26 protein-coding genes, 1 tRNA gene and 1 pseudogene are annotated in these 25,642 nt (G+C 59.0%); 21 read left to right on the forward strand and 7 right to left on the reverse strand.

The window, feature by feature from the left end; all coding sequences use genetic code 11:
* Positions 1-71: 71 nt before the first annotated feature.
* Complete coding sequence (locus ACFVTJ_RS08730) at positions 72-1,262, reverse strand: hypothetical protein (RefSeq protein WP_386906422.1); 1,191 nt, start codon at positions 1,260-1,262, stop codon at positions 72-74.
* 229 nt (positions 1,263-1,491) lie between these two features.
* On the opposite strand from ACFVTJ_RS08730, the gene parC reads away from it, so the two are divergent.
* Positions 1,492-3,744: a DNA topoisomerase IV subunit A gene (gene parC / locus ACFVTJ_RS08735; RefSeq protein ID WP_386906424.1), complete on the forward strand. Its 2,253-nt coding sequence runs from the start codon at positions 1,492-1,494 to the stop codon at positions 3,742-3,744.
* 65 nt (positions 3,745-3,809) lie between these two features.
* Here parC and ACFVTJ_RS08740 read toward each other — a convergent pair whose 3' ends face one another.
* The 5 genes from ACFVTJ_RS08740 to hemB all read right to left on the reverse strand — a co-directional run bounded on the left by ACFVTJ_RS08740 (position 3,810) and on the right by hemB (position 7,003).
* Positions 3,810-4,199, reverse strand: coding sequence for a type II toxin-antitoxin system death-on-curing family toxin (locus ACFVTJ_RS08740; protein WP_386906426.1), 390 nt, complete (start codon positions 4,197-4,199; stop codon positions 3,810-3,812).
* On the reverse strand, positions 4,196-4,417 hold the full coding sequence (locus tag ACFVTJ_RS08745) for an AbrB/MazE/SpoVT family DNA-binding domain-containing protein (RefSeq protein WP_059752528.1): 222 nt from the start codon (positions 4,415-4,417) through the stop codon (positions 4,196-4,198). The genes ACFVTJ_RS08740 and ACFVTJ_RS08745 overlap by 4 nt, the downstream gene beginning before the upstream one ends.
* A gap of 81 nt (positions 4,418-4,498) precedes the next feature.
* Positions 4,499-5,257, reverse strand: coding sequence for an arginyltransferase (locus ACFVTJ_RS08750; protein ID WP_386906427.1), 759 nt, complete (start codon positions 5,255-5,257; stop codon positions 4,499-4,501).
* A gap of 176 nt (positions 5,258-5,433) precedes the next feature.
* On the reverse strand, positions 5,434-5,892 hold the full coding sequence (locus ACFVTJ_RS08755) for an RDD family protein (RefSeq protein WP_386906429.1): 459 nt from the start codon (positions 5,890-5,892) through the stop codon (positions 5,434-5,436).
* A 97-nt stretch (positions 5,893-5,989) separates the two neighbouring features.
* The gene (gene hemB / locus ACFVTJ_RS08760) at positions 5,990-7,003 is read right to left on the reverse strand and encodes a porphobilinogen synthase (protein ID WP_386906431.1); all 1,014 of its coding nucleotides are present in this window, start codon (positions 7,001-7,003) and stop codon (positions 5,990-5,992) included.
* A gap of 173 nt (positions 7,004-7,176) precedes the next feature.
* On the opposite strand from hemB, the gene ACFVTJ_RS08765 reads away from it, so the two are divergent.
* The 12 genes and pseudogenes from ACFVTJ_RS08765 to ACFVTJ_RS08820 all read left to right on the forward strand — a co-directional run bounded on the left by ACFVTJ_RS08765 (position 7,177) and on the right by ACFVTJ_RS08820 (position 18,930).
* Positions 7,177-7,614: a DUF6163 family protein gene (locus tag ACFVTJ_RS08765; RefSeq protein ID WP_386906433.1), complete on the forward strand. Its 438-nt coding sequence runs from the start codon at positions 7,177-7,179 to the stop codon at positions 7,612-7,614.
* A gap of 234 nt (positions 7,615-7,848) precedes the next feature.
* A complete protein-coding gene (ldtR, locus tag ACFVTJ_RS08770) occupies positions 7,849-8,358 on the forward strand; it encodes a transcriptional regulator LdtR (protein WP_169539083.1) in 510 nt (169 codons plus the stop codon).
* 372 nt (positions 8,359-8,730) lie between these two features.
* Entirely contained in the window at positions 8,731-10,062 is a 1,332-nt protein-coding gene (locus ACFVTJ_RS08775; protein WP_386906435.1) for a murein L,D-transpeptidase, read from the forward strand.
* 349 nt (positions 10,063-10,411) lie between these two features.
* Complete coding sequence (gene glyA, locus ACFVTJ_RS08780; protein ID WP_386906437.1) at positions 10,412-11,701, forward strand: serine hydroxymethyltransferase; 1,290 nt, start codon at positions 10,412-10,414, stop codon at positions 11,699-11,701.
* Positions 11,702-11,713: 12 nt separating this feature from the next.
* Positions 11,714-12,193 (forward strand): transcriptional regulator NrdR, encoded by a 480-nt coding sequence (nrdR, locus tag ACFVTJ_RS08785; RefSeq protein WP_003512508.1) that lies wholly within the window; start codon positions 11,714-11,716, stop codon positions 12,191-12,193.
* A gap of 2 nt (positions 12,194-12,195) precedes the next feature.
* Positions 12,196-13,440, forward strand: a complete 1,245-nt coding sequence (gene ribD / locus ACFVTJ_RS08790; RefSeq protein WP_386906440.1) for a bifunctional diaminohydroxyphosphoribosylaminopyrimidine deaminase/5-amino-6-(5-phosphoribosylamino)uracil reductase RibD — start codon at positions 12,196-12,198, stop codon at positions 13,438-13,440.
* Entirely contained in the window at positions 13,440-14,051 is a 612-nt protein-coding gene (locus ACFVTJ_RS08795; RefSeq protein WP_386906441.1) for a riboflavin synthase, read from the forward strand. Before ribD ends, ACFVTJ_RS08795 begins: the two co-directional genes overlap by 1 nt.
* 82 nt (positions 14,052-14,133) lie before the next feature.
* A pseudogene (locus ACFVTJ_RS08800) lies at positions 14,134-14,214 on the forward strand (LysE family translocator); the annotation flags it as partial.
* 131 nt (positions 14,215-14,345) lie between these two features.
* On the forward strand, positions 14,346-14,825 hold the full coding sequence (locus ACFVTJ_RS08805; protein WP_386906443.1) for a 6,7-dimethyl-8-ribityllumazine synthase: 480 nt from the start codon (positions 14,346-14,348) through the stop codon (positions 14,823-14,825).
* 4 nt (positions 14,826-14,829) lie between these two features.
* The gene (gene nusB / locus ACFVTJ_RS08810; protein WP_010971444.1) at positions 14,830-15,327 is read left to right on the forward strand and encodes a transcription antitermination factor NusB; all 498 of its coding nucleotides are present in this window, start codon (positions 14,830-14,832) and stop codon (positions 15,325-15,327) included.
* A 21-nt stretch (positions 15,328-15,348) separates the two neighbouring features.
* On the forward strand, positions 15,349-16,572 hold the full coding sequence (locus ACFVTJ_RS08815; RefSeq protein ID WP_386906445.1) for an MFS transporter: 1,224 nt from the start codon (positions 15,349-15,351) through the stop codon (positions 16,570-16,572).
* A 219-nt stretch (positions 16,573-16,791) separates the two neighbouring features.
* Entirely contained in the window at positions 16,792-18,930 is a 2,139-nt protein-coding gene (locus ACFVTJ_RS08820) for a sodium-translocating pyrophosphatase (RefSeq protein WP_386906447.1), read from the forward strand.
* A gap of 73 nt (positions 18,931-19,003) precedes the next feature.
* Here ACFVTJ_RS08820 and ACFVTJ_RS08825 read toward each other — a convergent pair whose 3' ends face one another.
* Positions 19,004-19,534 (reverse strand): outer membrane protein assembly factor BamE, encoded by a 531-nt coding sequence (locus tag ACFVTJ_RS08825; protein ID WP_386906449.1) that lies wholly within the window; start codon positions 19,532-19,534, stop codon positions 19,004-19,006.
* Positions 19,535-19,805: 271 nt separating this feature from the next.
* Between ACFVTJ_RS08825 and ACFVTJ_RS08830 the strand changes: the two genes are divergently transcribed.
* From ACFVTJ_RS08830 to ACFVTJ_RS08865, 8 genes are all read left to right on the forward strand, one after another.
* Positions 19,806-20,345, forward strand: a complete 540-nt coding sequence (locus tag ACFVTJ_RS08830) for a ubiquinol-cytochrome C chaperone family protein (protein WP_386906451.1) — start codon at positions 19,806-19,808, stop codon at positions 20,343-20,345.
* 8 nt (positions 20,346-20,353) lie between these two features.
* On the forward strand, positions 20,354-20,917 hold the full coding sequence (locus ACFVTJ_RS08835) for a YceD family protein (protein WP_386906453.1): 564 nt from the start codon (positions 20,354-20,356) through the stop codon (positions 20,915-20,917).
* A 101-nt stretch (positions 20,918-21,018) separates the two neighbouring features.
* Positions 21,019-22,080 carry a phosphate acyltransferase PlsX gene (gene plsX / locus ACFVTJ_RS08840; RefSeq protein WP_004441191.1) on the forward strand — a complete coding sequence of 354 codons (1,062 nt, stop codon included), beginning with the start codon at positions 21,019-21,021 and terminating at the stop codon, positions 22,078-22,080.
* 4 nt (positions 22,081-22,084) lie between these two features.
* The gene (locus ACFVTJ_RS08845; protein WP_386906455.1) at positions 22,085-23,056 is read left to right on the forward strand and encodes a beta-ketoacyl-ACP synthase III; all 972 of its coding nucleotides are present in this window, start codon (positions 22,085-22,087) and stop codon (positions 23,054-23,056) included.
* Positions 23,057-23,298: 242 nt separating this feature from the next.
* Positions 23,299-23,637, forward strand: a complete 339-nt coding sequence (locus ACFVTJ_RS08850; RefSeq protein ID WP_003502236.1) for an integration host factor subunit alpha — start codon at positions 23,299-23,301, stop codon at positions 23,635-23,637.
* A 274-nt stretch (positions 23,638-23,911) separates the two neighbouring features.
* A complete protein-coding gene (locus tag ACFVTJ_RS08855) occupies positions 23,912-24,445 on the forward strand; it encodes a MerR family transcriptional regulator (RefSeq protein WP_386906458.1) in 534 nt (177 codons plus the stop codon).
* Between the two features lie 163 nt (positions 24,446-24,608).
* The gene (locus ACFVTJ_RS08860) at positions 24,609-25,337 is read left to right on the forward strand and encodes a nuclease (RefSeq protein ID WP_386906459.1); all 729 of its coding nucleotides are present in this window, start codon (positions 24,609-24,611) and stop codon (positions 25,335-25,337) included.
* A gap of 130 nt (positions 25,338-25,467) precedes the next feature.
* Positions 25,468-25,553, forward strand: a tRNA-Leu gene (locus tag ACFVTJ_RS08865).
* The last annotated feature ends 89 nt before the right edge of the window (positions 25,554-25,642 follow it).

A 25,642-nucleotide genomic window follows, 5' to 3' on the forward strand; every position in this document is an offset into this window, starting at 1 on the left:
CCAATCCGCCTCGACGCATCCGCGACATGCGCAAAAAAAAGCCCCGGTGCAATGACCGGGGCTTTGTTGTCTTATTCGTTTGCCGTCACCGTCACGCCGAGCATTTTCGGCAGGGTGTTCGGCGCCCCCATCGCAGCGCCCATGATCATGGGGAAGGGGACCGGCTTTTCCGGTTCTGCCGTGATCGAGAAGTTCTTCGGATTGTCGATATAGGTGTTGATCGCCGCCGACACCATGTTCTGCAATTCCGGAACGTTGAGCGACGCCATCATGATCGGCGCCATGCCCTTGATGGTCTGGGCAAGCTGATCGCCCGTCATGCCCTGCTGGCTTGCCGCATAGTCGATCGCGCGCTTGGTGATGCTGGCGTCTTCGAAGCTGATTTCGGCGTTGACGAAGGAGAGCTGCTGCATCAGGCCGAGCATGGCGAGGCTTGCCGCCTGGTCGGCCTGTTCCTTGTTCGGGTTGGCAGCCTGCGCCTTCACCGTTTCCTGCATCGACTTGATGAAGGCAAGCGTGTAGCCGGAGAAACCGAACGACATGTTGAGACGGCCGACATCATCGAGATCGATGGCATATTCCTCGACATCAACAGTGCCGGAAGCAACTTCCCAGCTGCCGCTCATGGTCATGTCGCCGGAGAGCGCCTGCAGCTTCAGCTTCTCGATCGCGTCTTTGGTTGCGGGATCAGTGACTTCGCTGAGATCGGCCTTGAAGCCGGATGCGTCCAGTTCAAAACCGATAGAGCTCTTGTCATCGCTCACCGACATCGTCGCGCTGGTCTCCTCAAGCGAGAAAGCCTGCTTGCCGTCGACGGAAACGGAAATTGGGCCGCTATGGGCTTCGTCGTAGAACATCAGCGCATCGACGGTGCCGGTGGTGGCGTCAGCGGGAATGACGAGGCCAGACATGTAGATGTCGCTTGCCTTGATCTCCACATTTTCCTGCTTGTAGTCGATATTGTCGAAACGGGCGTTCTTGATCTTGTAACCGCCGTTGTTTTCCTCGACCCCTTCAAGGGTGATATTGCCGACCGGGATTTTCTTGGCCGGATCGGCGGCCGCGTTGAAGGTCACGCCGTTCAGCGTCACCGTCGAGCCGTTGACGGCGACGGAGCCGGCGGCGATCTCGCCGCCCTGCGCGGCGTAAGCTGCATTGATCTTCTTCAGCACGTCCCCGCCATCAAGCGCAAAGGCCGGCGCGGAAAGGGCAAGAAGCGCGGCGCTTGCGAAAAGAACCTGCCGGGTGGATTTCAGTCTCATGATGTTTCTTCCCTCAACGTACGGATGCGTTCCGTGTCTCAATGCTAATGGTGATACTTATATTCGCTGATATTCAAAGGTCTATAGGATTTAGATCGATTCCCATGACGGCGGCATTGCGGCATTTGCAGCGCGGTTAACAAAAAACCGCAGGAAAGAGTTGCTTTCATCCACAGGGCACGCCCCTGTGTTTCTTGCCGGGAATCGGCATTTCCGCTAGTCAAGCACCATGGGAAAAGATCTTGTGCCTCCGTCCGGCGGAGACGATAATATTCATCCGGTCGATTTGAAGGCGGCGCTCGAAGAGCGCTATCTCGCTTACGCCTTGTCCACGATCATGCATCGTGCGCTGCCGGACGTGCGCGACGGCCTGAAGCCGGTACACCGCCGCATCATTCACGCCATGAGTGAAATGGGCATTCGCCCCAACTCGGCCTTCAAGAAATGCGCGCGTATCGTCGGTGACGTGATCGGTAAATTCCATCCGCATGGCGACCAGTCGGTCTATGACGCGCTGGTGCGCCTCGCGCAGGATTTCTCGCAGCGTTATCCGATCGTGGACGGGCAGGGCAATTTCGGTAACATCGACGGCGACGGCGCTGCCGCCTATCGTTACACCGAAGCGCGCATGACCGAGGTTGCGGCGCTGCTGCTTGAAGGCATCGGTGAGGATGCGGTGGATTTCCGCGCCACCTATAACGAGGAAGACGAAGAACCGGTTGTCCTGCCGGGCGCTTTTCCCAATCTGCTCGCCAACGGCGCCTCCGGCATCGCGGTGGGCATGGCAACGTCGATCCCGCCGCACAACGCCCATGAACTTTGCGACGCAGCGCTTTATCTTATCAAGCATCCCGATGCGACGGTGGAAAAGCTGGTCGAGTTCATTCCCGGCCCCGACCTGCCGACCGGTGGCGTGATTGTCGAAAGCCGTGAGAATATTCTCGATGCCTACAAGACGGGACGTGGCGGTTTCCGCGTGCGCGCCAAGTGGGAAACGGAAGATCTCGGCCGTGGCGGTTACCAGATCGTCATCACCGAAATCCCTTTCCAGGTGCAGAAATCGCGTTTGATCGAAAAGATCGCCGAACTGCTGATCGCCCGCAAACTGCCGTTGCTCGAAGACGTCAGAGACGAGTCGGCCGAAGACGTCCGCATCGTGTTGGTGCCGAAGAGCCGTACGGTGGATGCGACGCTTTTGATGGAATCGCTCTTCCGTCTCTCCGACCTTGAAAGCCGCCTGCCGCTCAACATGAACGTGCTGTCGCTTGGCAAGGTGCCGAAGGTGATGGCGCTGAACGAGGTGCTGAGCGAATGGCTGGCGCATCGCAAGGACGTGCTGGTCCGCCGCTCCCGCCATCGTCTCGCCGCCATCGACCGCAGGCTCGAAATTCTGGGCGGTCTGCTCGTCGCTTATCTCAATCTCGATGAGGTAATCCGCATCATCCGCGAAGAGGATGAGCCGAAACAGGTGATGATGGCCAAGTGGTCGCTCACGGACAATCAGGCGGAAGCCATCCTAAACATGCGGCTGCGCAATTTGCGCAAGCTTGAAGAGTTCGAAATCCGCAAGGAATTCGATGAACTCAGCAGCGAAAAAGCCGAAATCGAAGCGCTGCTCGCCTCCGATGAGAAGCAGTGGCAGACCGTTGCCTGGGAAATCGGCGAGGTCAAAAAGAAATATGCCAAGGCAACCGAGATCGGCCGTCGCCGCACGCAGTTCGCGGATGCGCCGGATGCCGATATCGAAGCCATCCAGCAGGCGATGATCGAGAAGGAACCGGTCACCATCGTCATCTCGCAGAAGGGCTGGATCCGGGCGCTGAAGGGGCATATGTCGGACACGTCGACCTTGACCTTCAAGGAAGGCGACGGCCCGAAGCTGGCCTTCCCGGCGCAGACGACCGACAAGCTCTTGCTGCTGACCACCGGCGGCAAGGCCTATACGCTCGGCGCCGACAAGCTGCCGGGCGGGCGCGGCCATGGCGAGCCGATCCGTATCATGGTCGATATGGAGAACGATCAGGACATTCTGACGGCCTTCGTGCATGATCCGTCACGCAAGCTTCTGCTTGTCTCCACCGCCGGCAACGGCTTCATCGTGGCGGAAAGCGAAATGGTCGCGAACACCCGCAAGGGCAAGCAGATCATGAATGTCTCCATGCCTGATGAGGCCAAGCTCGCCGTGCCGGTCACGGGTGACCACGTGGCTGTCGTCGGCGAAAACCGCAAGCTGCTCGCCTTCCCGCTGGCGCAGATACCGGAAATGTCACGCGGCAAGGGCGTGCGCCTGCAGCGCTACAAGGATGGCGGTGTGGTGGACGTGAAGTGCTTCGCTCTGGCGGATGGCCTGAGCTGGTCCGACACGGCCGGACGTCTCTTCAACAAGGTCGGCGAAGAATTGCGCGAATGGCTAGCCGACCGCGCAACGGCGGGCCGCACCGTGCCGAAGGGCTTTCCACGCAGCGGGAAGTTTGGCGGGTAAACGCTCCGACATCGACCAGATATCGAAAAGATGCCGCGCATCGGAAAGATGTGCGGCGTTTTTGTTCAATGGAGCGGGATAGCGTGATCTTTGAGAAAACGGTATGCGCCGTCCTCATCGATCTCACCTGCAGCGACATCGAGAACAAAGGCCACGATGTCCGCTTGCTCGGCAACGACTTCAAGTCCGTTGATAAAAAGGAAGGTGTAAGCGGCCAGAAAAGCCGTGCGTTTGTTACCGTCGGAAAAGGGATGGTTGCGCGCTATACCGTAAAGATAAGCAGCGGCGAGTTTCAGCGGTTCCTCTTCTCCATAGGCAGCTTTGTGCAACGGACGCGCCAAAGCTGCCTCAAGTGCGTTTTCATCCTTAAGGCCCAGCAAGCCACCGTGTTCGGCTATCTGCTCTTGATGTATAACTTCTATGGCGACACGAGAGAGCCACTTTATGTTGCTCACTTGGCGAGTTCTCTCAGAGCCGTATGGTACTTTTTCATACCACGCCGGGCGGCTTCAAGCTGTTCTCTCAGTTCCGCATGCTCGGGAACGAGTTCGATATTGCCGGCAGTCTCTCTGAGTTCAAGCGCGTCGCCGGCCTTTAGACCCATGCGATCAAGCACTTCCTTTGGAATGATGATGCCCTCGGAATTACCGATTTTGCGGATCGTAATGTTCATTGCGACAGCTCCCGTTATAACACTCGTTATAACACGGCTGAAATTCGTACACAACGTACGATTTCCGGAGTCAAAGGAGCGCTACCCTTCTTCCGGCGTATAAACCTCCCACCCGCGCGGCGTCAGATGCTCCTGCGGGTGGTAGCGGGTCTTATAGCCCATCTTTTCCGAACCATCGACCCAATAGCCGAGATAGACGTGCGGCAGGCCGAGTGCGCGGGTACGGGTGATGTGATCGATGATCATGAACGTGCCGAGCGAGCGTTTTTCGAGCTCGGGATTGAAGAAAGAATAGACCATCGACAGGCCGTCGCTCATCACGTCGCTGAGCGCCACGGCCAGCAGCTCTCCTCGCTTGCTGGAATCGATGCCGGAGCCGGGTTCGCGCACGCGATATTCGATGATGCGGGTGTTCACATGTGTGTCTTCCACCATGATCGCATAGTCCAGCGCCGACATGTCGGACATGCCGCCAGACTGGTGCCGATGGTCGAGGTAGCGGCGAAACAGGGCGAATTGTTCGGTGGAAGGTTCGGCCGCATGCACCGTTGCGACGACATCCTTATTGGCGGCAAGAACGCGTCGCATCGATTTCGTCGGCTGGAACTGTTCGGTGAGGATGCGCACGGAGACACAGGCGCGACAGGTTTCGCAGGCAGGTCGATAGGCGATGTTCTGCGAGCGCCTGAAACCGCCTTGGGTCAGAAGATCGTTCATTTCCGCCGCGCGCGGGCCAACCAGATGGGTGAAGACCTTCCGCTCCATCTGGTTCGGCAGATAGGGGCATGTAGCCGGTGCCGTAAGATAGAATTGGGGAGAGGGCGTCGCCTGCGTGTTCATCGAACCGTGATCGCCTCCTGCGTCTGTTAGAAAGCGCGCCGCAATTTCACGGGGCCGGCGGCAGCGCTTCAAGCGACATGCATAATGTCACAGAATGGCAAAATGACGGAAAACGTCAACTGCGGGATGAGGTATTGTAAGCATTGAAAGCCGCGTTTGCGCGGCTTTCCGCTATATTAGCGGGTTCTGACGATCACGGTGCCCAGAAGGAAGTCGTGAACGAGGCGCGAGCGTTCGGTAAACAGGCCTGCGAGCAGGATCAGCGGCGTCAAAACCGAGTTGATGATCCAGAAAAGCACGATGTGCACCGTCGAAAGCAGAAAATCGATTCGCTGCCCATCCATGCGCGCCATGGCGATCCCCATCGCCCGCATCCCCGGGGTGGCCTGCGAGGGGCCGCCGAGCGTCATGCCGAAATAGAGCACCGCGACGATGACGAACAGCGCCGGATAAAGGAAGAAGCCGAGACCCAGCGTGATAATGCCGAGGAAGAAGACAATCACGGCAGCCGGGATACACAGGAGGAGAACGATCGCGTAATCGATTAGAAACGCAAAGACCCGCCGGCTCAGGACGCCGCTATAGGCGCGCCAGTCATCCGGTGCGACATAGGTGGGGTTCTGGTCGAGGCTCATCGGTCGTTTTCTCCTGAGAGGGCATGACAGCGCGGCATGAGTGCCGTGTCAGCAGACAATATGGGAAACAAACGACCGAATACAATAAGTGGATGCCTCAGCCCTTCGCCAGTTTGCGTGCGGCTTCGATGGCGAAATAGGTGAGAATGCCATCACAGCCCGCACGCTTGAAACAGAGAAGCGTTTCCATCATCACCCGCTCGCCGTCGATCCAGCCATTCATGGCCGCAGCCTTGATCTGGGTATATTCGCCGGAGACCTGATAGGCGAATGTCGGCAGGCCGAAATTCTCCTTCAGCCGCCAGCAGATATCGAGATAGGGCAGGCCGGGCTTGACCATCAGCATATCGGCGCCTTCCTCCACGTCGAGTGCTGCGTCGCGGATCGCCTCCATGCCATTGGCGGGGCTGATGTAATAGCTGTTCTTGTCGCCCTTGAGCAAGCCAGCGGTGGAAATCGCTTCGCGATAGGGCCCGTAATAGCCCGACGAGAATTTCGTGGCATAGGCCATGATGCCGACATTCTGGTGCCCTGCGGCGTCGAGCCCGCGACGGATGGCGCCAATGCGACCATCCATCATTTCCGACGGGGAGATGATATCTGAGCCTGCTTCCGCCTGAAGGATCGCTGCCCTGACGACCTGATCCACAGTCTCGTCGTTGACGATTTCGTCGCCACGCAAAATACCGTCATGTCCGTGGCTGGTAAAAGGGTCGAGCGCGACATCGGTGATCATGCCGATATTGGGAACGGCTTTTTTAACCGCAATCGTCGCCTGATTGATGAGATTGTTGGCCTCGAGCGCGTTCGAGCCGGTCTCGTCGCGCAGCTCCATTTCGATATTCGGGAAGGTGGCGATGGCGGGAATGCCGAGGTAAGCCGCTTCCTTTGCCGCTTCCACCAGCCGATCAACACTCATGCGGTTGACGCCGGGCATGGCCGGGATAGGCTCGATAATGTTGCTGCCCGGCACGACGAAGACCGGCCAGATGAGATCGTCAACGGTCAGGCGGTTCTCCTGCACCAGACGGCGCGTCCAATCCGCCTTGCGATTGCGCCGCATGCGGCGATGGCCGGTGATCTCGTCGACCAGATGCGTTTTGTCCTGCATGTCAGAATGTCCTTCGATCCAATTTCGAAAGCTGCATATCATGAAGCGTGGCCCATGCGAATGCGACAATCTTCCCTCATTGAGGCGCCTGCTCGCGATCATGCTTTGACAAGGCAGATGGTGGAATTCAATATGGACTGGTCGCCCGCCCATTGAGACCGTATCTTCCGGCCATGGAACCTGATTCTCAACCGCTGCCGAAGCGTCCCCTTTCCGAAATCCTGTTTCTGGTCTTCATGAGACTGGTCGCGGTGTCCTGTTTCTGGTTCGGCCTGCAATATTGGGCGATGTTGACGGGCTATTCGCTGGGCGGCCACGGACGCTTCGATATGCTGAATCTTCCCTGGCGCGTGGCAGGCAGTGCGCTCGCCGTCATTTTCCCGGTTGCCGCCCTCGGTCTCTGGCTCGGTGCCTCCTGGGGCGCGGTCATGTGGGTCATGGGGGCGGGCGCGCAGATCGCCATGTATAAGGTGTGGCCGCATATCTTCGGCGCCAACACGCTGGTGCCCGTCATGCACGGTCTTGTGGCAACCATTTATATACTATTCCTGGTCGCTTTCTGGCTGGATCAGCGCCAGAATGAAGAACGCGCAAGAATTGATTTACCATAAGAATAAAGCAATTCGGCCTGATTTCAGGCTGAATTTTATTGCTAAGTCATTGATTTACAAGGAGTGCGGCTTAGCCATTCCCGCTTCGCCACAAGTTGGGCCCTCCAGGGAAAATGCAGGTAACCATTTGTTAATCGTAGCTTTTAAGTAGAATTTTATGCGCATTGATTAGGTTCTCACTCAAGGCGGGAGACAAACAAACACACCGCCAAACAAAACAGTGAGGCAGTCATGATCAATAGCAAAGTTAAGCCGCAGGCCGTTGTTGCCGACGCACACGAAGATACCATCCGCTCGCTCTACATGGAGTCGCTGCACCTGGTGGAACGTCTCCACCGCCGCCTCCTCGATGTCATCAAGGACGAGTTCGACCGTCAGGGTCGTGACGACGTCAACGCCGTTCAGGCCCTGCTGCTGTTCAACATCGGCAATTCCGAACTGACCGCCGGCGAGCTTCGTTCGCGTGGTTACTACCTGGGCTCGAACGTTTCCTATAACGTCAAGAAACTGGTCGACCTCGGCCTCATCAACCACCAGCGTTCGCGTGTCGACCGTCGCTCGGTCCGCATCAGCCTGACCGAAGAAGGCCAGGCAATCGCCGAAACGGTTGCTCGCCTTTATGAACGCCACGTCGGCTCGATCGAAAAGGTCGGCGGCATCGGCACCGGCGAGTTCTCCGAAATGAACAAGCTGCTGCAGCGCCTTGATCGCTTCTGGAACGACTCGATCGCTTACCGCCTGTAATTCCGCGACGGTATCACTGTTTAAGCCGGGGGCATCCTTTGCTTCCGGCTTGTGGATTCCATGCCCTGGCGCCAAGCTCTTCTACCTGTCAAGCCCGACCATCCGACAAGCCTTCGCCCTGTTTTTCAGGGGAACACAGCTTCGTGAGAAGAGGGCCGTGACACGAATCGGCCATATTGATATGGGACGCGCAAGTCTAAGGAGCCGGCTTTTTCTCCTGTTGTTGCGGCAAGTGCCGATTGTACTGCCAGACACCAGCACCCTGATCATGCGTATCGGGTAATCCCGGCCGGCAGGCACGTTGTACGTGTTTGTTAATCATATTGATTTAGGCATTGTTGAGAATGCCGAAGAGAGTGGCTGGTAGGTAGAATGACAAAGAAATCCGTTTCCGATTCCGTATCGCGCCGTACGCTTCTGCGTTCGGCCGTTTCCGTTGGTGTTGCAGCACTCGCCGCGCCGGCCCTTGCGCAGAACGCGCTTAACGATCTCATGGGCTCTTCGCGCCGCGGCAATTGGGATGACCAGTTCGACGCCAACACATCGCGTTCGGCCGTGGGTGTCGTTTCCAACAATCCGGTTCTCGGCCGCGAAGCCCCTGTCTATATGCAGCAGGCGATCATGCAATATCAGCAGATCGTGCAGAATGGCGGCTGGCCGGAAGTTCCGGCGTCGCAGCAGCGTCTGCAGATTGGCGTCTCCGATCCCTCCGTTCAGGCGCTGCGTCAGCGACTGATGGTATCCGGCGACTTGCCGCGTGAAGCCGGCATTTCGAGCGCCTTCGACTCCTATGTCGATGGCGCGCTGAAGCGTTTCCAGGCCCGTCATGGCCTTCCGGCTGACGGCGTCAGCGGCGAATACACCACCAAGGCTCTCAATGTGTCCGCGCAGATCCGTCTCGCGCAGTTGCAGACCAACCTCGTGCGCATCCAGTCCATGTCCGGCGATCTCGGTCAGCGTCACCTGATGGTGAATATTCCGGCCGCCGCCATTGAAGCCGTTGAAAACGAACGCGTCGTGCTGCGCAACACTGCCGTTGTCGGCCGCGCCAGCCGTCCGACGCACGTTATCAATTCCAAGATTTACGAGGTCATCCTCAACCCTTACTGGACTGCACCGCGCTCGATCGTCGAAAAGGACATCGTGCCGTTGATGCAGAAGGATCCGACCTATCTGGAGCGGAACAACATCCGCCTTATCGACGGCAAGGGACAGGAAGTCTCGCCGACCACGGTGGACTGGTTCGCGCCGAAGGCACCGAACCTGATGTTCCGCCAGGACCCTGGCAAGATCAACGCCATGTCCTCGACGAAGATCAACTTCCACAATCCGAACAACGAATACATGCACGATACGCCGCAGCAGGGCCTGTTCAACAAGCTGATGCGTTTCGAGTCCTCCGGTTGCGTGCGCGTGCAGAACGTACGCGACCTGACGTCGTGGCTGCTGCGCGACACGCCCGGCTGGTCGCGCCAGGAAATGGAACGCGTCATCGCATCGCGCGTCAACACGCCGATCAAGCTTGCGCAGGAAGTACCCGTCTACTTCGTGTACATCACCGCATGGTCGGCGAAGGACGGCGTGGTTCAGTTCCGTGACGATATCTACGGCAAGGACGGCAATGCCGAACTGGCGCTGAACACGACGGCGGGCATGGAACAGCCGGCCGGTGCCGTGGACGACGATCTGCTGCCGCGCAACTGATTTGACTTTTGCCGCTTGGAATTGCGAGCGGAGGGAAAGGTGATCGCTGGAAAGCCGGCCAGTCCCTCCGCCGTCATCCTCGGGCTTGTCCCGAGGATCTAATCACCTTTCGTAGAATTAGAAGCATTGAAGATCCTCGGGACAAGCCCGAGACAACGGGAGTGTGTGGCTTGGCCGCGCATCATCGCAGCGCCGTCTTTATTTTCTGTCGCATCCTGTTTTTCATAAAAACAACTGCCATTTTTCGTCGCAACGTCGCAGTTTGACGGGCAAATCTCGCTGCTCGTATTGCTCTTGTCGGGGCAGGGCGCTAAGACCCCATCGCATTACTGTTTCAGGAGCCTTCATCATGTCGAACACAGATGCTTTCTTCTCCCGCCCGCTTGCCGAAGCCGATCCGGATATTTTCGGCGCGATCGAGAAGGAACTGGGTCGCCAGCGCCACGAGATCGAACTGATTGCCTCGGAAAACATCGTGTCCCGCGCCGTGCTTGAAGCGCAGGGTTCGATCATGACCAACAAATATGCCGAGGGCTATCCGGGCAAGCGTTATTATGGCGGCTGCCAGTTCGTCGACATCGCTGAAGAACTCGCGATAGAGCGCGCCAAGAAGCTGTTCGGCGTCAACTTCGCCAACGTCCAGCCGAATTCCGGCTCGCAGATGAACCAGGCCGTGTTCCTTGCGCTCCTGCAGCCGGGCGACACCTTCATGGGTCTTGACCTGAACTCGGGCGGTCACCTGACGCATGGTTCCCCGGTCAACATGTCCGGCAAGTGGTTCAACGTCGTGTCTTACGGCGTACGCGAAGGCGACAACCTGCTCGACATGGACGAAGTGGAGCGCAAGGCTAAGGAAACCCGGCCGAAGCTGATCCTCGCCGGCGGCACCGCCTATTCTCGCGTCTGGGACTGGAAGCGCTTCCGTGAAATCGCTGACGAAGTCGGCGCTTACCTCATGGTCGATATGGCCCACATCGCCGGTCTCGTCGCCGGTGGCCAGCACCCGTCGCCGTTCCCGCATTGCCACGTTGCCACCACCACCACGCACAAGTCGCTGCGCGGCCCGCGTGGCGGCATGATCCTCACCAATGACGAGGATCTGGCGAAGAAGTTCAACTCTGCCGTATTCCCCGGCCTCCAGGGCGGCCCGCTGATGCACGTCATCGCCGCCAAGGCCGTCGCCTTCGGTGAGGCCCTTCAGCCGGAGTTCAAGGACTATGCCGCACAGGTCGTCAAGAACGCCAAGGCACTGGCCGAAACCCTGATCGAAGGCGGTCTAGATGTCGTCTCCGGCGGCACCGACAATCACCTGATGCTGGTCGACCTTCGCAAGAAGAACGCGACAGGCAAGCGCGCGGAAGCCGCACTCGGCCGCGCCTACATCACTTGCAACAAGAACGGCATTCCTTTCGACCCGGAAAAGCCCTTCGTCACCTCGGGTGTCCGTCTCGGCACGCCGGCCGGCACGACGCGCGGTTTCAAGGAAGCGGAATTCCGCGAAATCGGCAAGCTGATCGTCGAGGTTCTCGACGGGCTGAAGGTTGCAAATTCGGATGAAGGCAATGCCTCCGTCGAGGCTGCGGTGCGTGAAAAGGTCGTCGGCCTGACGGACCGTTTCCCGATGTATCCGTACATGTAAGGAAAGAAGACGATGCGCTGCCCATTCTGCGGTTCCGAAGACACACAGGTCAAGGACTCGCGTCCGGCGGAGGATAACACCTCCATCCGCCGGCGGCGCATCTGCCCGGATTGCGGCGGCCGCTTTACGACCTATGAACGCGTGCAACTGCGCGAGCTGATGGTCATCAAGAAAAGCGGCCGCAAGCTTCCTTTCGACCGCGAAAAGCTGGTGCGTTCCTTCGAGATCGCGCTGCGCAAGCGACCGGTTGATCGTGACCGGATCGAGCGCGCCGTGTCGGGCATTGCCCGCCGTCTGGAAAGCTCCGGCGAGACGGAAATACCCTCGGAAGAAATCGGCCTGCAGGTTTTGGAAGCGCTGAAAAGCCTCGATGACGTGGCGTTCGTGCGCTACGCCTCCGTCTATCGCGATTTCAGCCATGCCGAAGATTTCGAGAACGTCATTGCCGAAATCAACGCCAAGATCGCGCGCGACACTGACGCTGGAGCATAGAAGTGATGAGCCGTGCCGATGACGAAAGGTTCATGGCGCGGGCCATCGAGGTTTCGCTTCGCCACCAGGGCCAGACGCTGACCAACCCCTCCGTCGGTTGTGTTCTCGTCAAAGACGGACAAATCATCGCCGAAGCCGTGACCGCCATAGGCGGACGCCCCCATGCCGAACGCCAGGCGCTGGAACTGGCCGGCGAGGCAGCGCGCGGCGCAACGGCCTATGTCACGCTCGAACCCTGTTCACACTGGGGCAAAACCCCGCCTTGCGCGAACGCGCTGGTGGAATATGGCGTTGCCCGTGTCGTGGTGGCGGTGGACGATCCGGACGAGCGCGTCTCCGGCCGTGGTTATCAGATATTGCGCGATGCTGGCATCGTTGTGGAAACCGGTCTGCTGCGTGCCGAAGCACAACGGGCGCTCGCCGGTTACCTCACACGACAGATGAAAAAACGTCCGCATGTGATTCTGAAGCTTGCGGTTTCTGCTGACGGCATGATCGGCAGGAAAGGCGAGGGGCAGGTGGCGATCACCGGGCCCGAGGCTCGCCATGCTGTGCATGAGTTGCGGGCGCGTTGTGATTGCATTCTCGTTGGTATCAGGACCGCCATTGCGGATGATCCGGAACTGACGGTCCGAATCGCAGGTCTTGAGGATCGCTCGCCGGTGCGGATCGTGCTGGATCGTCAGTTTGAGTTGCCGCTTTCGTCCAAGTTGGTGCGAACGGCGCGTGAAGTGCCGGTGGTGATTGCCGCTTTACCCCCCTCTGCCCTGCCGGGCATCTCCCCCTCAAGGGGGGAGATCGATGGAGCGCCGTCTAGCCCTGCATCGAACGCTGTAAAAGCGGACGCCGGATCGAGGTTTGCACGAGCGGCCAGCCCCTTGCCGATCTCCCCCCTTGAGGGGGAGATGCCCGGCAGGGCAGAGGGGGATAACCTCGACCTCCGACGCCAACAACTAACCAGCGCCGGCGTCCAGATCCTCGAAGCTCCATCGCTCGAAAACCTCCTCCACACCCTCGCCGAAAGTGGCATGTCGGAACTTCTGGTCGAAGGCGGCGCATTTGCCGCAAAATCATTCCTTGAAGCCGGACTGGTGGACCGTATCATGCTGTTCGAAAGCCCTGTCGTGATTGGTGAGGGCGGCATTGAAACGCCGCTCAACCGTGCTGATATCACGGGCGACTATGCTCTTGTCAGCGAAACCGCTTATGGGCCGGATCGCTGCTTCTGTTATGAAAGGCTGATTTGATGTTTACCGGAATTGTCACCGACGTCGGAACCGTGTCCGAGCTGGAAGCACTGCCGGAGGGTGTTCGCCTGCGCGTGGCGACCAATTACGATCCGAAGACCATCGATATGGGCGCGTCGATCTCCCATGGCGGCGTTTGCCTGACGGTGACGAAGCTGCCGGAAGACGGCAGTAACGAGCGCTGGTACGAGGTCGAGGCCTGGGAAGAGGCGCTGCGTCTCACGACCATTGCCGGCTGGCAAAAAGGCACGCATGTCAATCTGGAGCGCGCTCTGAAGATCGGCGACGAGCTCGGCGGCCACATCGTCTCCGGCCATGTGGACGGCAAGGCGGAGATCCTGTCCGTGGAATCCGAAGGCGAGGCGGTGCGTATCCGCCTGCGTGCGCCGGAACATCTGGCGAAATTCGTGGCGCCCAAGGGTTCCATCGCACTCGACGGCACATCGCTCACCGTCAACGCGGTCGAAGGCACGGATTTCGACGTGCTGCTGATCCGCCACACACTCACCGTCACCACTTGGGGCGAGCGCCAGCCGGGCGACTTCGTCAATTTCGAGGTCGACACCATGGCGCGTTACGCCGCACGGCTTGCGGAATTTCCCTCGGCTTAAGCAGACGATGCTCCAAGGCTGAAAATTTCTCTCCCGTCATTCCGGCCTTGGGCCGGAATTCAGCCAGCCCACGTCCTTGGGTGCGGTGCAGATGCTTGCCCGCCGTGCTGCCGGAACGGTACTGATGGGGCTCGGCGTCCATCTCGCCTTCCAGAAAACCTGATTGTCGCGGAGCCGCGCCGGGAAGCTTGAAATCGGGTCAAATGCCCGGCGGACGCGGCCCCTTGCGCCGCTGACACATGAAATTACTTGCCAAAAACAGCCAGCCGTGGTTTGACCGCCGCAAAAGCCGGTATGATCCGGCATCAAGCTTTTCAGGAAAATATCATGTCCAAACCCCATCTTCTTATCGTGGAAGCACGTTTTTACGATGATATGGCCGACGCTCTTCTTGAAGGCGCGAAGTTCGCGCTTGATGAGGCCGGCGCCACCTATGACGTCATCACCGTTCCCGGCGCGCTGGAAATCCCCGCCGCCATCGCGATGGCCCTTGATGGCGCCGACAATGACGGCACGGAATATGACGGTTTCGTCGCACTCGGCATGGTCATTCGTGGTGAGACATATCACTTCGATATCGTCGCCAACGAATCCTCCCGCGCGCTCATGGATCTTGCCGTCAGCGAATCGCTGCCGATCGGCAATGGCATCCTCACCGTCGAAAATGACGAGCAGGCCTGGGCGCGCGTGCGCCGCTCCGACAAGGACAAGGGCGGTTTCGCCGCCCGCGCGGCGCTCACCATGATCGAGCTGAAAAAGAAACTGGGTGGCTGAACGCATGTCGGATGTTGAAAACGGCGGTGAACCGCGCCAGCCTTCGGTAAAGCCCGCCAACCAGCGCGGCGCGGCCCGCCTTGCGGCCGTGCAGGCGCTGTACCAGATGGATGTCGGCGGTACCGGCGTGATGGAAGTCGTCGCCGAATATGAGGCGCACCGTCTCGGCCAGGAAGTCGACGGCGATACCTATCTGAAGGCCGATCCGTCGTGGTTCCGTTCGATCGTTTCGGGCGTCGTGCGCGACCAGACGAAGATCGACCCGCTGGTGCGCTCAGCCCTTCTGGAAGACTGGCCGCTGTCGCGTCTCGATGCCACCGTTCGCGCCATCCTGCGTGCCGGTACCTTCGAGATTCTGGAGCGTAAGGACGTGCCAGTTGCCGTCATCGTCACGGAATATGTCGAAATCGCCCGCGCTTTCTTCGAACATGATGAGCCGAAGCTGGTGAATGCGGTGCTTGACCGCATTGCCAAACAGGTGCGCGGCGAGGCAAAACGCTAAAATACGTTAGATGAGGAAGACATGAGCGCCGTTTCCGTCCCCGGACTTGAAGTTCAACTGGACGCGGCGAAGCGCAACGTCTTCCTCCTGACCATGACGCAGGCGATCATGGGATCGGCCGCGCCTTTAAGCTTTTCTGTCGGCGCGCTCGCAGGTTATCAGCTGCTCGGCGCCGACAAGTCGCTCGCAACCGCTCCGCTTACCGGCTTCAACATTGGCGTGGCGCTGGGCGCGATCTGCGTTGCGGCCGCATCCCGCTTCCTCGGCCGTAAGGCCGGCTTCATGGTCGGCGCGCTGATGTGTTCCATCGGCGGCGGCATCGCTGCGGTCGCGCTCTTCCGTTCGGATTTCTGGCTTTTTGCCGCCGGCCTGCTGCTGATCGGCATTTCCGGCGGCTTCACGCAGAAAATCCGCTTTGCGGCGGCTGATGCATCGCCTTCCTTTTTCAAGCCAAAGGCGATTTCCTGGATTCTGGCAGGCGGCATCATCTCGGCCATTGTTGGGCCGCAACTGGCTATTCTCGGCAAGGACCTGCTCGCACCGGTTACCTTCGCCGGGGCTTTCATCGCGCTGGTGCCGCTTGGCCTCGTCTCGATCGCCATTCTGGCATTTCTGAAATTGCCTGATCCAAAGGCCGCGACTACCCATACAGAGGCGGTGAGACCACTTTCGGAGATCGTCCGTACCCAGCGTTTCGTCACCGGCATGATCTGCGGCATAGGCTCCTACGCCCTGATGACCTTCATGATGACCGGCGCACCGCTTGCCATGGTGGTCGGCTGTGGTTTCCCGACCGAACTCGCCACGCTCGGCATCCAGTGGCACGTTCTGGCCATGTTCGCGCCGAGCTTCTTCACCGGCATGCTGATCTCCCGATTCGGTGCGGAAAGAATCGTGGCGGCGGGCCTCATCGTGCTGATGGCCTGCGCCATCGTCGCCCATATGGGCATAGAACTTTGGAATTTCTGGGCGGCGCTTATCCTTCTCGGTCTCGGCTGGAATTTCGGTTTCATCGGCGCAACCGCCATCATCACGTCAAGCTACCGCCCGCATGAGGCGGACAAGGTGCAGGGCTTCCACGATATCGTGCTGTTTGGGACCGTGGCGCTGTCATCCTTCTCTTCCGGCAAGGTGTTTACGGCCTGGGGCTGGTCGGTAATGAACCTCGTCATCTGGCCGGTGGCCGGGCTCTGCTTCCTGCTCGTCCTCTCACTCATCCTCACGAAGCAGAAGAGAGCCGCCTGAGTCGCGCGCTCCGCGCTACACCTTTCAAGTTTCAGGCAAATTTGTGGGCTTGACGCGACACCTTTCGCCAACGCAATCTCGGCACTCAGGACATTTTTCCTTGGGAGGGGAACAAATGCCCAATCGGGGGACTTCGGACACGCCGTCCATCCCCCTCTGCACAAGGTTTCGCCGCGCCGGGGAGGGAGTGAGACCCGGCCTTTAGGGAGGTAAGTGCGCATGACCGTAATACCAATCGTAATTTTATGCGGTGTCCTGTCCGTCGTTTACGCGGTATGGGCCACCAAAAGCGTTCTCGATGCCGATCAGGGCAACGAGCGCATGCGTGAAATAGCAGGTTATATCCGTGAAGGTGCGCAAGCTTATCTCACCCGTCAATATCTCACCATCGCCATCGTCGGACTGATCGTCGCCGTTCTGGCCTGGTATCTCTTGTCCTCCATGGCGGCCATCGGCTTCATCATCGGCGCGGTTCTGTCCGGTGTCGCCGGTTTTGTCGGCATGCATGTCTCCGTACGCGCCAATCTGCGCACCGCGCAGGCCGCCTCGCACAGCCTTTCCGCCGGTCTCGATATCGCCTTTAAGTCGGGGGCCATCACCGGCATGCTTGTCGCGGGCCTCGCACTGCTCGGCGTCTCCATTTATTATTTTATCCTAACCTCGGTGATGGGCCATGCGCCCGGATCACGTGAGGTGATCGATGCTCTGGTGTCGCTCGGCTTCGGCGCATCGCTGATCTCCATCTTCGCCCGTCTCGGCGGTGGCATCTTCACCAAGGGCGCCGATGTCGGCGGTGACCTCGTCGGCAAGGTCGAGGCCGGCATTCCCGAGGACGACCCGCGCAACCCGGCAACCATTGCCGATAACGTGGGTGACAATGTCGGCGATTGCGCTGGCATGGCGGCTGACCTCTTCGAAACCTATGCCGTCTCCGTTGTCGCGACCATGGTTCTCGCCGCCATCTTCTTTGCGGGAACGCCGATACTGGAAAGCGCAATGGTCTATCCGCTGGCAATCTGCGGCGCCTGCATCCTGACCTCGATTGCCGGCACTTTCTTCGTGAAACTCGGCACCAACAATTCCATCATGGGTGCGCTCTACAAGGGCCTTATCGCCACGGGCATCTTTTCCGTCGTTGGCCTTGCGGTGGCAACCTATGCCACCGTCGGCTGGGGAACGATCGGTACGGTGGCCGGCATGGAGATCACTGGCACGAACCTCTTCTTCTGCGGATTGGTCGGCCTTGTCGTAACGGCGCTGATCGTCGTCATCACCGAATATTATACCGGCACCAACAAACGCCCGGTCAATTCCATCGCCCAGGCATCGGTTACCGGCCATGGTACCAACGTCATTCAGGGCCTTGCGGTCTCGCTGGAATCGACGGCGCTGCCCGCCATCGTCATCGTCGGCGGCATTATCGCAACCTACCAGCTCGGCGGCCTGTTTGGCACCGGTATCGCCGTTACCGCCATGCTTGGTCTCGCCGGCATGATCGTCGCGCTCGACGCTTTCGGCCCGGTCACGGACAATGCCGGCGGCATCGCTGAAATGGCTGGTCTTGATCCGGACGTTCGCAAGGCGACCGACGCGCTGGATGCCGTTGGTAATACCACCAAGGCCGTAACCAAGGGTTATGCCATCGGCTCGGCCGGTCTCGGCGCCTTGGTGTTGTTTGCCGCCTATGCCAACGACCTGTCCTATTTCGCCGCCAATGGCGATACCTATCCCTACTTCAAGGATATAGGCGAGATTTCCTTCAGCCTCGCCAACCCTTACGTGGTCGCCGGCCTGCTGTTCGGTGGTCTCATCCCCTATCTCTTTGGCGGCATCGCCATGACGGCGGTGGGCAAGGCGGCGAGCGCCATCGTCGAGGAAGTCCGTCGCCAGTTCCGCGAAAAACCCGGCATCATGGCCGGCACGGAAAAGCCTGACTACGGCAAGGCCGTGGACCTGCTGACCAGGGCGGCGATCAGGGAAATGGTCATCCCGTCTCTTCTGCCGGTTCTGGCGCCTCTCGTGGTCTATTTCGGCGTGCTACTGATCTCGGGCTCCAAGGCCTCGGCCTTTGCGGCTCTGGGCGCCTCGCTGCTCGGAGTCATCATCAATGGCCTGTTCGTGGCGATTTCCATGACGTCTGGAGGTGGTGCGTGGGATAACGCCAAAAAGAGCTTCGAAGATGGCTTCGTCGACAAGGATGGCGTACGCCACGTCAAGGGTTCCGAGGCGCACAAGGCATCGGTGACCGGCGACACGGTTGGCGACCCCTACAAGGATACCGCGGGTCCGGCGGTCAACCCGGCCATCAAGATTACCAATATCGTGGCGCTGCTGCTGCTGGCGGTTCTTGCCCACTGAAGGCCACCGTTTCGACAAATGAAAAGGCCCGGGGAGCGATCCCCGGGCCTTTGAATTTCCGTTCCCGCTGAGGTCAGGGCGTGTTGCCGCCCTGGCCGAGAATGCTCTTGGCGATATTGGCGCCCGAGGTGCCGCCGGAGAGCAGCTGCTGCAGGAAGGTGAGATCCTTGCCGCCGGTGGGCGTGGTGCGCGAAATAGTATCGAAGACCTTGCCGTCCTGCATTGTGTAGTTGGCCTTGCGCTCGATGACGCCGTCCTTGTTGAAATAGATCGCGAGAATGTTCTGTTCGACCAGCGACGGCTTCATGAAGGCCGCGCGGCGCACGCGCTTCTGCGAGATGTAATAGAACACTTCGTTGCCGAAGGTCGCGGTGGTGGAGGGCGTGCCCATGGTCAGGAGAACCTGCTCACGGCTCGAGCCTTCCGGGATCAGCTGGAGCGACTGCTCGTCCATGACATAGCCGTTGTGAAATACGTCCGTCGTGCTGGTGCAGGCGGAAAGCAGGCCGGATGCAAGGACGATTGCGATGGCGGTCTTGCTCAGAATTTTGCCGTGACTTGCGGATTTCTGCTTGCTCAACTGCTTTTCCCCGACTGCGATCATGAATGGCACCTTCCGGCATTGCGTGGTGCACAGTGTCTGTGCACATGATTGTGTCAATCCGGGGACGGAAAATCCCGATCACCCCCCAAATTCAATGCTTTCCCGGCCTTTTGGAACTCCTCGGGTTCTCTTCGACTGTTTCAGCCCAAAGACGAACGTGACCGTGACAGCATTGCAATTCGTGGATGCTTCGGTAAACCAGCTTTGACGATCATGCAACAAGTGCGATGGGCGGTAAGCGCATTCACCCGTCCCCTTCGGAAAAAAAACGATGATATTCGGGCTGTTCAAGAAGAAAAACAACAACCGCGCCATAGTCGACCGGCAATATGCGACTTTGACGGCGGCCGCACGCACGCCCGGGTTTTATCTCGATCTCGGTGTTCCCGATACGGTCATGGGCCGTTTCGAGATGCTCTCGGCCATCATGATTCTCTATTTCCGCCGCACCAAATCATCAGGTGTCAGCGGGCAGGAGATCGCCCAGGAGATCATCGACGCCTTTTTCCAGGATCTGGATCACTCCATCCGTGAATTGGGAATAGGTGACCAGGGCGTGCCGAAACGCATGAAGAAATTCGCTGGCATGTTCTATGGACGGCTCGAATCCTATGCGGCGGCACTGGATGCATCCGACCGCACAGCTCTTGCCGCCGCACTCCGGCGCAATATATATCCGCAGGCAGACGACAAGGCCCCCGATATGGAAGGGCTGGCGGGCTGGATGATGGAAACATCGCAGGCCCTTGCCGCCCAGTCCGAAGAGACGATAGCAACCGGAAGCCTGACACTGCCCCTGCCTGGACAATGAGGTTCACCATGACCACGCGACACGCCGCAAATGACGACCTGCCTTTTTCCTATCCCGTCAAGGTAGGCCATATTTCCGCCAATCCCGTCAGGATTGGTCTAGAAGCCAGTGCCGAGGAACTGGAGGCCCTGGCGAAATTCTGGGATGTGGTCTCCGTCGAATATTTGAAGGCGGAGCTGCAAGTCACCCGCTGGAAAAAGGATGGCGTGAAGGTCAAGGGTGAGGTGCATGCGGCGGTCACTCAATCCTGCGTCGTCACGCTGGAACCCGTCTCGAGCAAGATCGATGAGACCGTGGAGCAGATTTTCGTTCCGGAAGGATCGAAGCTGGCGCGGATGGTCACCAATGAGGAAGGCGAGATCGTGCTCGATCCTGATGGGCCTGACATTCCAGACCAGTTCACCGGCGACAGCATCGATGTCGGTGCCGTGGTTGCCGAATTTGCGGCGCTTGCCATCGATCCTTATCCGCGCAAGCCGGACGTGGAATTTGCCGCAAAGACTGAAAAAGAGCCCGACGAAGAAAAGCGGCCATCGCCCTTTGCCGTGCTGAAAGATTGGAAAAAAGACTGAATGGCCCAGCCGGGCTGAAATAATTTTATTGTAACAAGAGCCGGAAAAGGTATTTTCGCGCAAAATCCGCTTGATTGGCGGCAGTTAAGGATAAGGGACGCGTGATCAGAATTGCAATTGACGTCATGGGTGGCGATTTCGGCCCAGATGTTGCCATACCCGGTGCCGCCAAGGCGCTTGAACGGCACAACGATGTAACTTTTCTGCTCTACGGGCAGAAGAGCAAATGCGACCCCATTCTGGCACAATATCCCGCTCTCCGGGAAAAGTCGGTCTTTCACGATTGTGAAGTCTCGGTCAGCATGGACGAGAAGCCCAGCCAGGCGCTGCGCCGCGGCCGCTACGTCTCCAGCATGTGGCGTGCCATCGAGGCCGTGAAACTCGGGGAGGCTGATGTCGCCGTTTCCGCCGGCAATACCGGTGCGCTGATGGCCATGGCCAAATTCTGTTTGCGCACCATGGCGCGGGTGGAACGCCCGGCAATCGCCGGCATCTGGCCGACACTGAAGGGCGAAAGCATCGTGCTCGACATAGGCGCGACGATCGGCGCCGACTCGCAGCAGCTTCTGGATTTCGCCCTGATGGGCGGCGCCATGGCGCGGGCGCTCTTCGATATTGACCGTCCCACGGTCGGCCTGCTCAATGTCGGCGTCGAGGAGGTCAAGGGTCAGGAAGAGGTTCGCGAGGCCGGACGGCTGATCCGCGAGGCAGATCTCGGCACCATCGATTATCGCGGTTTCGTCGAGGGTGACGATATCGGCAAGGGCACGGTAGATGTGGTGGTGACCGAAGGTTTCACCGGCAATATCGCGCTGAAGGCGGCCGAAGGCACCGCCCGCCAGATCAGCACGTTGCTGCGTGAGGCGATCTCCCGCAGCTTCTTCGCCAAGATCGGTTATGTTCTCGCAAAGAGCGCCTTCGACGTGCTCAGGGAAAAGATGGATCCGCGCAAGGTCAATGGCGGCGTGTTTCTCGGCCTGAACGGCATCGTCATCAAGAGCCATGGCGGTACGGATGCCATCGGTTTTGCTTCCGCCGTCGATGTCGGCTACGACATGGTCCATAACGGCCTGACGGCCAAGATTGAAAATGATCTGAAGATTTACCACGCAAGACGGCTTCCGCCCCCGGCGCCCGAAGCTCTCGTGGCTGACGAGGAATAAGGGAATGATCCGCTCTATAGTTCGTGGTTTCGGGGCAGCGCTTCCGAAGCGTGTCATGACCAACAGCGAAATCGAAGGCGTCGTTGAGACGTCAGACGAATGGATCGTGCAGCGCACTGGCATCCGGCAGCGCTATATCGCCGGCGAAGGTGAAACCACCGCATCGCTCGGCGAAGCTGCGGCCCGCGCAGCCCTCGATAATGCCGGCCTGACGCCTGACGATATCGACCTCATCATTCTTGCTACCTCGACCCCGGATAATACCTTTCCGGCAACCGCGGTGAATATACAGAACCGTCTTGGCATGACCCACGGTTTCGCCTTCGACATGCAGGCCGTCTGCTCCGGTTTCGTTTACGCCGTATCGACCGCCGATCTCTATATTCGCGGCGGCATGGCCAAGCGCGTTCTGGTGATCGGTTCCGAGACGTTCTCGCGCATTCTCGACTGGAAGGACCGCACCACCTGCGTTCTCTTTGGTGACGGCGCAGGCGCTCTCGTTCTCGAAGCCGGCGAAGGCGAGGGCACCTCTGCCGATCGCGGCATCCTGACCGCACAGCTGCGTTCCGATGGCTCGCATAAGGAAAAGCTCTATGTCGATGGCGGACCGTCCACGACAGGCACCGTCGGCCATCTGCGCATGGAAGGCCGGGAAGTGTTCAAGCATGCCGTTGGCATGATCACCGACGTGATCGAGCAGGCCTTCGAGGCAACGGGCACGACGTCTGACGATCTCGACTGGCTCGTTCCCCATCAGGCCAACAAGCGTATCATCGACGGATCGGCGAAGAAGCTCAATATCGATCCGGAAAAAGTCGTCATTACCGTCGACAAGCACGGCAATACCTCGGCCGCGTCCATTCCGCTGGCGCTGGCTGTCGCTGCAAGCGACGGTCGCATCAAGAAGGGCGATCTGGTCATGCTTGAGGCCATGGGCGGCGGTTTCACCTGGGGTGCGGTACTGCTGCGCTGGTAACGGTGCCTTCCCGTGTTTGACGGTGCGGGCGCGAAATCGGTTGTGTTTTTTGCGCCCACGCCCCCGGTCACATGTGCCTGAGTAGCACCAGCCTGTGGCAAAACCGTATCGGCTGCGCTAAGCCCTTGCACCGATTGCTGAAAGTCTCAAATGAATCTGGAACAATCCCTTGACCGGTCGCCACAAGGGAAATAATCTCGATGGCTCCTAGAGAAAAATTCAGACACGGTTTGTGGGGAAAAATGGCCGGGAAGACAGTGACACGCGCAGATCTTGCAGAATCTGTGTTTCGTAAAGTCGGGCTGTCCCGCACCGAATCCGCCGAACTGGTCGAGACGATCATCGACGAGATTTGCAACGCGATCACGCGCGGCGAGGTCGTCAAGCTCTCGTCTTTTGCGACTTTCCAGATCCGGGAAAAGAACGAGCGCATCGGCCGCAACCCGAAAACCGGCGAAGAGGTTCCGATTTCGCCGCGCCGTGTCATGACTTTCAAGGCTTCGAATGTGCTGAAACAGCGTATTCTCAAGGCCCATACGGCCCGCAAGGCCAAGCAGAAGGGCCAGAAGGCAGGGGCATAAGCCCGACCTGAAGCCGCCGTGACACGCGCTTTTTGCCGTATCACAAGCCTTTTTCCTTATTCTTCTTGTGAACATACTTGAATTTCAACGTGCAAGCCGTTGAAATCCAGTCGACTCACATCATAATCAATTTTAGTGATTTGTACCTCGCCGCAATGGCGCCGGCGCGAGGGTCTGACGGACCTGCGTGTGGCCTTTGACCGGTGAGGGGAAAGCGTTCTCGTTCAGTGTCCGGCCGAATGCATGGCGCCTCGGTTCGGATGGGAGTGGAAATTTGGACAAAAGCCCCGACGCGTTTCGGACGATCAGTGAAGTGGCGGATGAGCTGAACCTGCCGCAGCATGTGCTGCGTTTCTGGGAAACACGCTTTCCGCAGATCAAGCCGATGAAACGGGGCGGGGGCCGCCGTTATTACCGCCCTGACGATATCGATCTTCTGAAGGGTATCCGTCACCTTCTTTATGACCATGGCTACACCATCAAGGGTGTGCAGAAGCTTCTGAAAGCCAATGGCAACCGTTTCGTGGCGGCCATTGCCTCCGGTGATCTCGCGACCATGGAAGCCATCATGGCGGCGAGCGGTGAAAAGGAAGTCGCCGAACCACGCGTCGTCGATATGGATGGGGACGAGGTCGTTGGCCGTCCAAAAGCCAAGCCGAGCGGACGTTTCTTTGGCTTCGGCGGCGGCAACAGCGATGCCGAAATATCGGTCGGCAAGTCGAGCATCGGCAAGGACGATCAGGCGCTGTTGCAGGAAGCCCTGTTCGATCTGCTCGAATGCAAGCGCCTGCTCGATCAGGTTCGCTGAGGATTTATCCACAGCTGTTTTAAGCATTTCCCATCCGGAAATTCGAGAAATTAAGGCGTTAGAGCGTTTTACCGTTTCTCTGAAAAACGAAAACGCTCGGTAATGCCAACCTTTCGGAAACTCCTTTGGCCGATAATGCGGCTCCGTTGAAAGGAGCCCGATCGTGAGCAACCGAAAATCGACAGCGCGACGCCGCACGGCAAAGAAATCGAGCGGCGGCAGCGTTTGGCCCTGGGTGCTGATGCTGGGCGTCGTTGCCGGCGGCATTCAGGCTTACGAATATCGCGACAGTCTTCTTCCGCAGCGGCATGTTGCGAAGGCGACATCGCCAGCCACGAATTCCCCGAAAGTCGCGACGGCCACCAAGCGTGATGCAGTCACGGAGGAGAAAGTGGCATCCATTCGCCCTGCATCCCCCGTTCTACCCGGCAACGGCCCGGTGCCGCCGCGTCCGATCGCCATGCCCTCCGTCGCACAACCAAGCCAGGTTGCCGCTATCCTGCCGGAAACGCGCCCCTCGGTCGAAAAAATCTCGCTCGGCGAAAAAAGCGGCGCCTTCGCCTTCTGCGGCCGCTCCGGCCTCAATAATTGCGTGGCTGATGGCAACACCTTCTGGATGAAGGGCGTGAAGATGCAGATCGCCGGCATCGATGTTCCGCAGATCGACCGGGCGCGCTGTATGGAAGAGCGCCAGCGTGGTTTCATTGCAAAGGTCAGGCTTCGCGACATGCTGAATGCTGGCACTTTCGACGTGGCGTCTTCCGGCGAAGCCGGCGGGCAAGCCACGGAACGCAAACGGCTTTCACGTTCGGGCGTTTCTTTCGCCGATCAGCTCGTGCGCGAGGGGCTGGCACATCCGATCTCCGCAAAAAATCAGTCCTGGTGTGGCTAAGGCCCCGTTGACCGAAACCGCCCGGCCTGTGTAGATGAGGCTCCGTCGCGTTTGGGATCGGCCGTTGGGCCGGTTGCCATGGAGACGACGGATTTTTACAGCGCTTGCCTGCAAGGTAAGGCGCGGTAATGCGGACGTGGCGAAATCGGTAGACGCAGCAGACTTAAAATCTGCCGACCATTGGTCTTGCGGGTTCAAGTCCCGCCGTCCGCACCATCTTCACCCACAGACAAAGTGCGTCCCTGCAGCGCAGGTTCGGCAAGGACAGATTGCCAATTCGCGTTGATGTACAGGCGTCGGTTGCT

The organism is Agrobacterium sp. NPDC058088, assembly GCF_042885035.1.
GTDB lineage: Bacteria > Pseudomonadota > Alphaproteobacteria > Rhizobiales > Rhizobiaceae > Agrobacterium.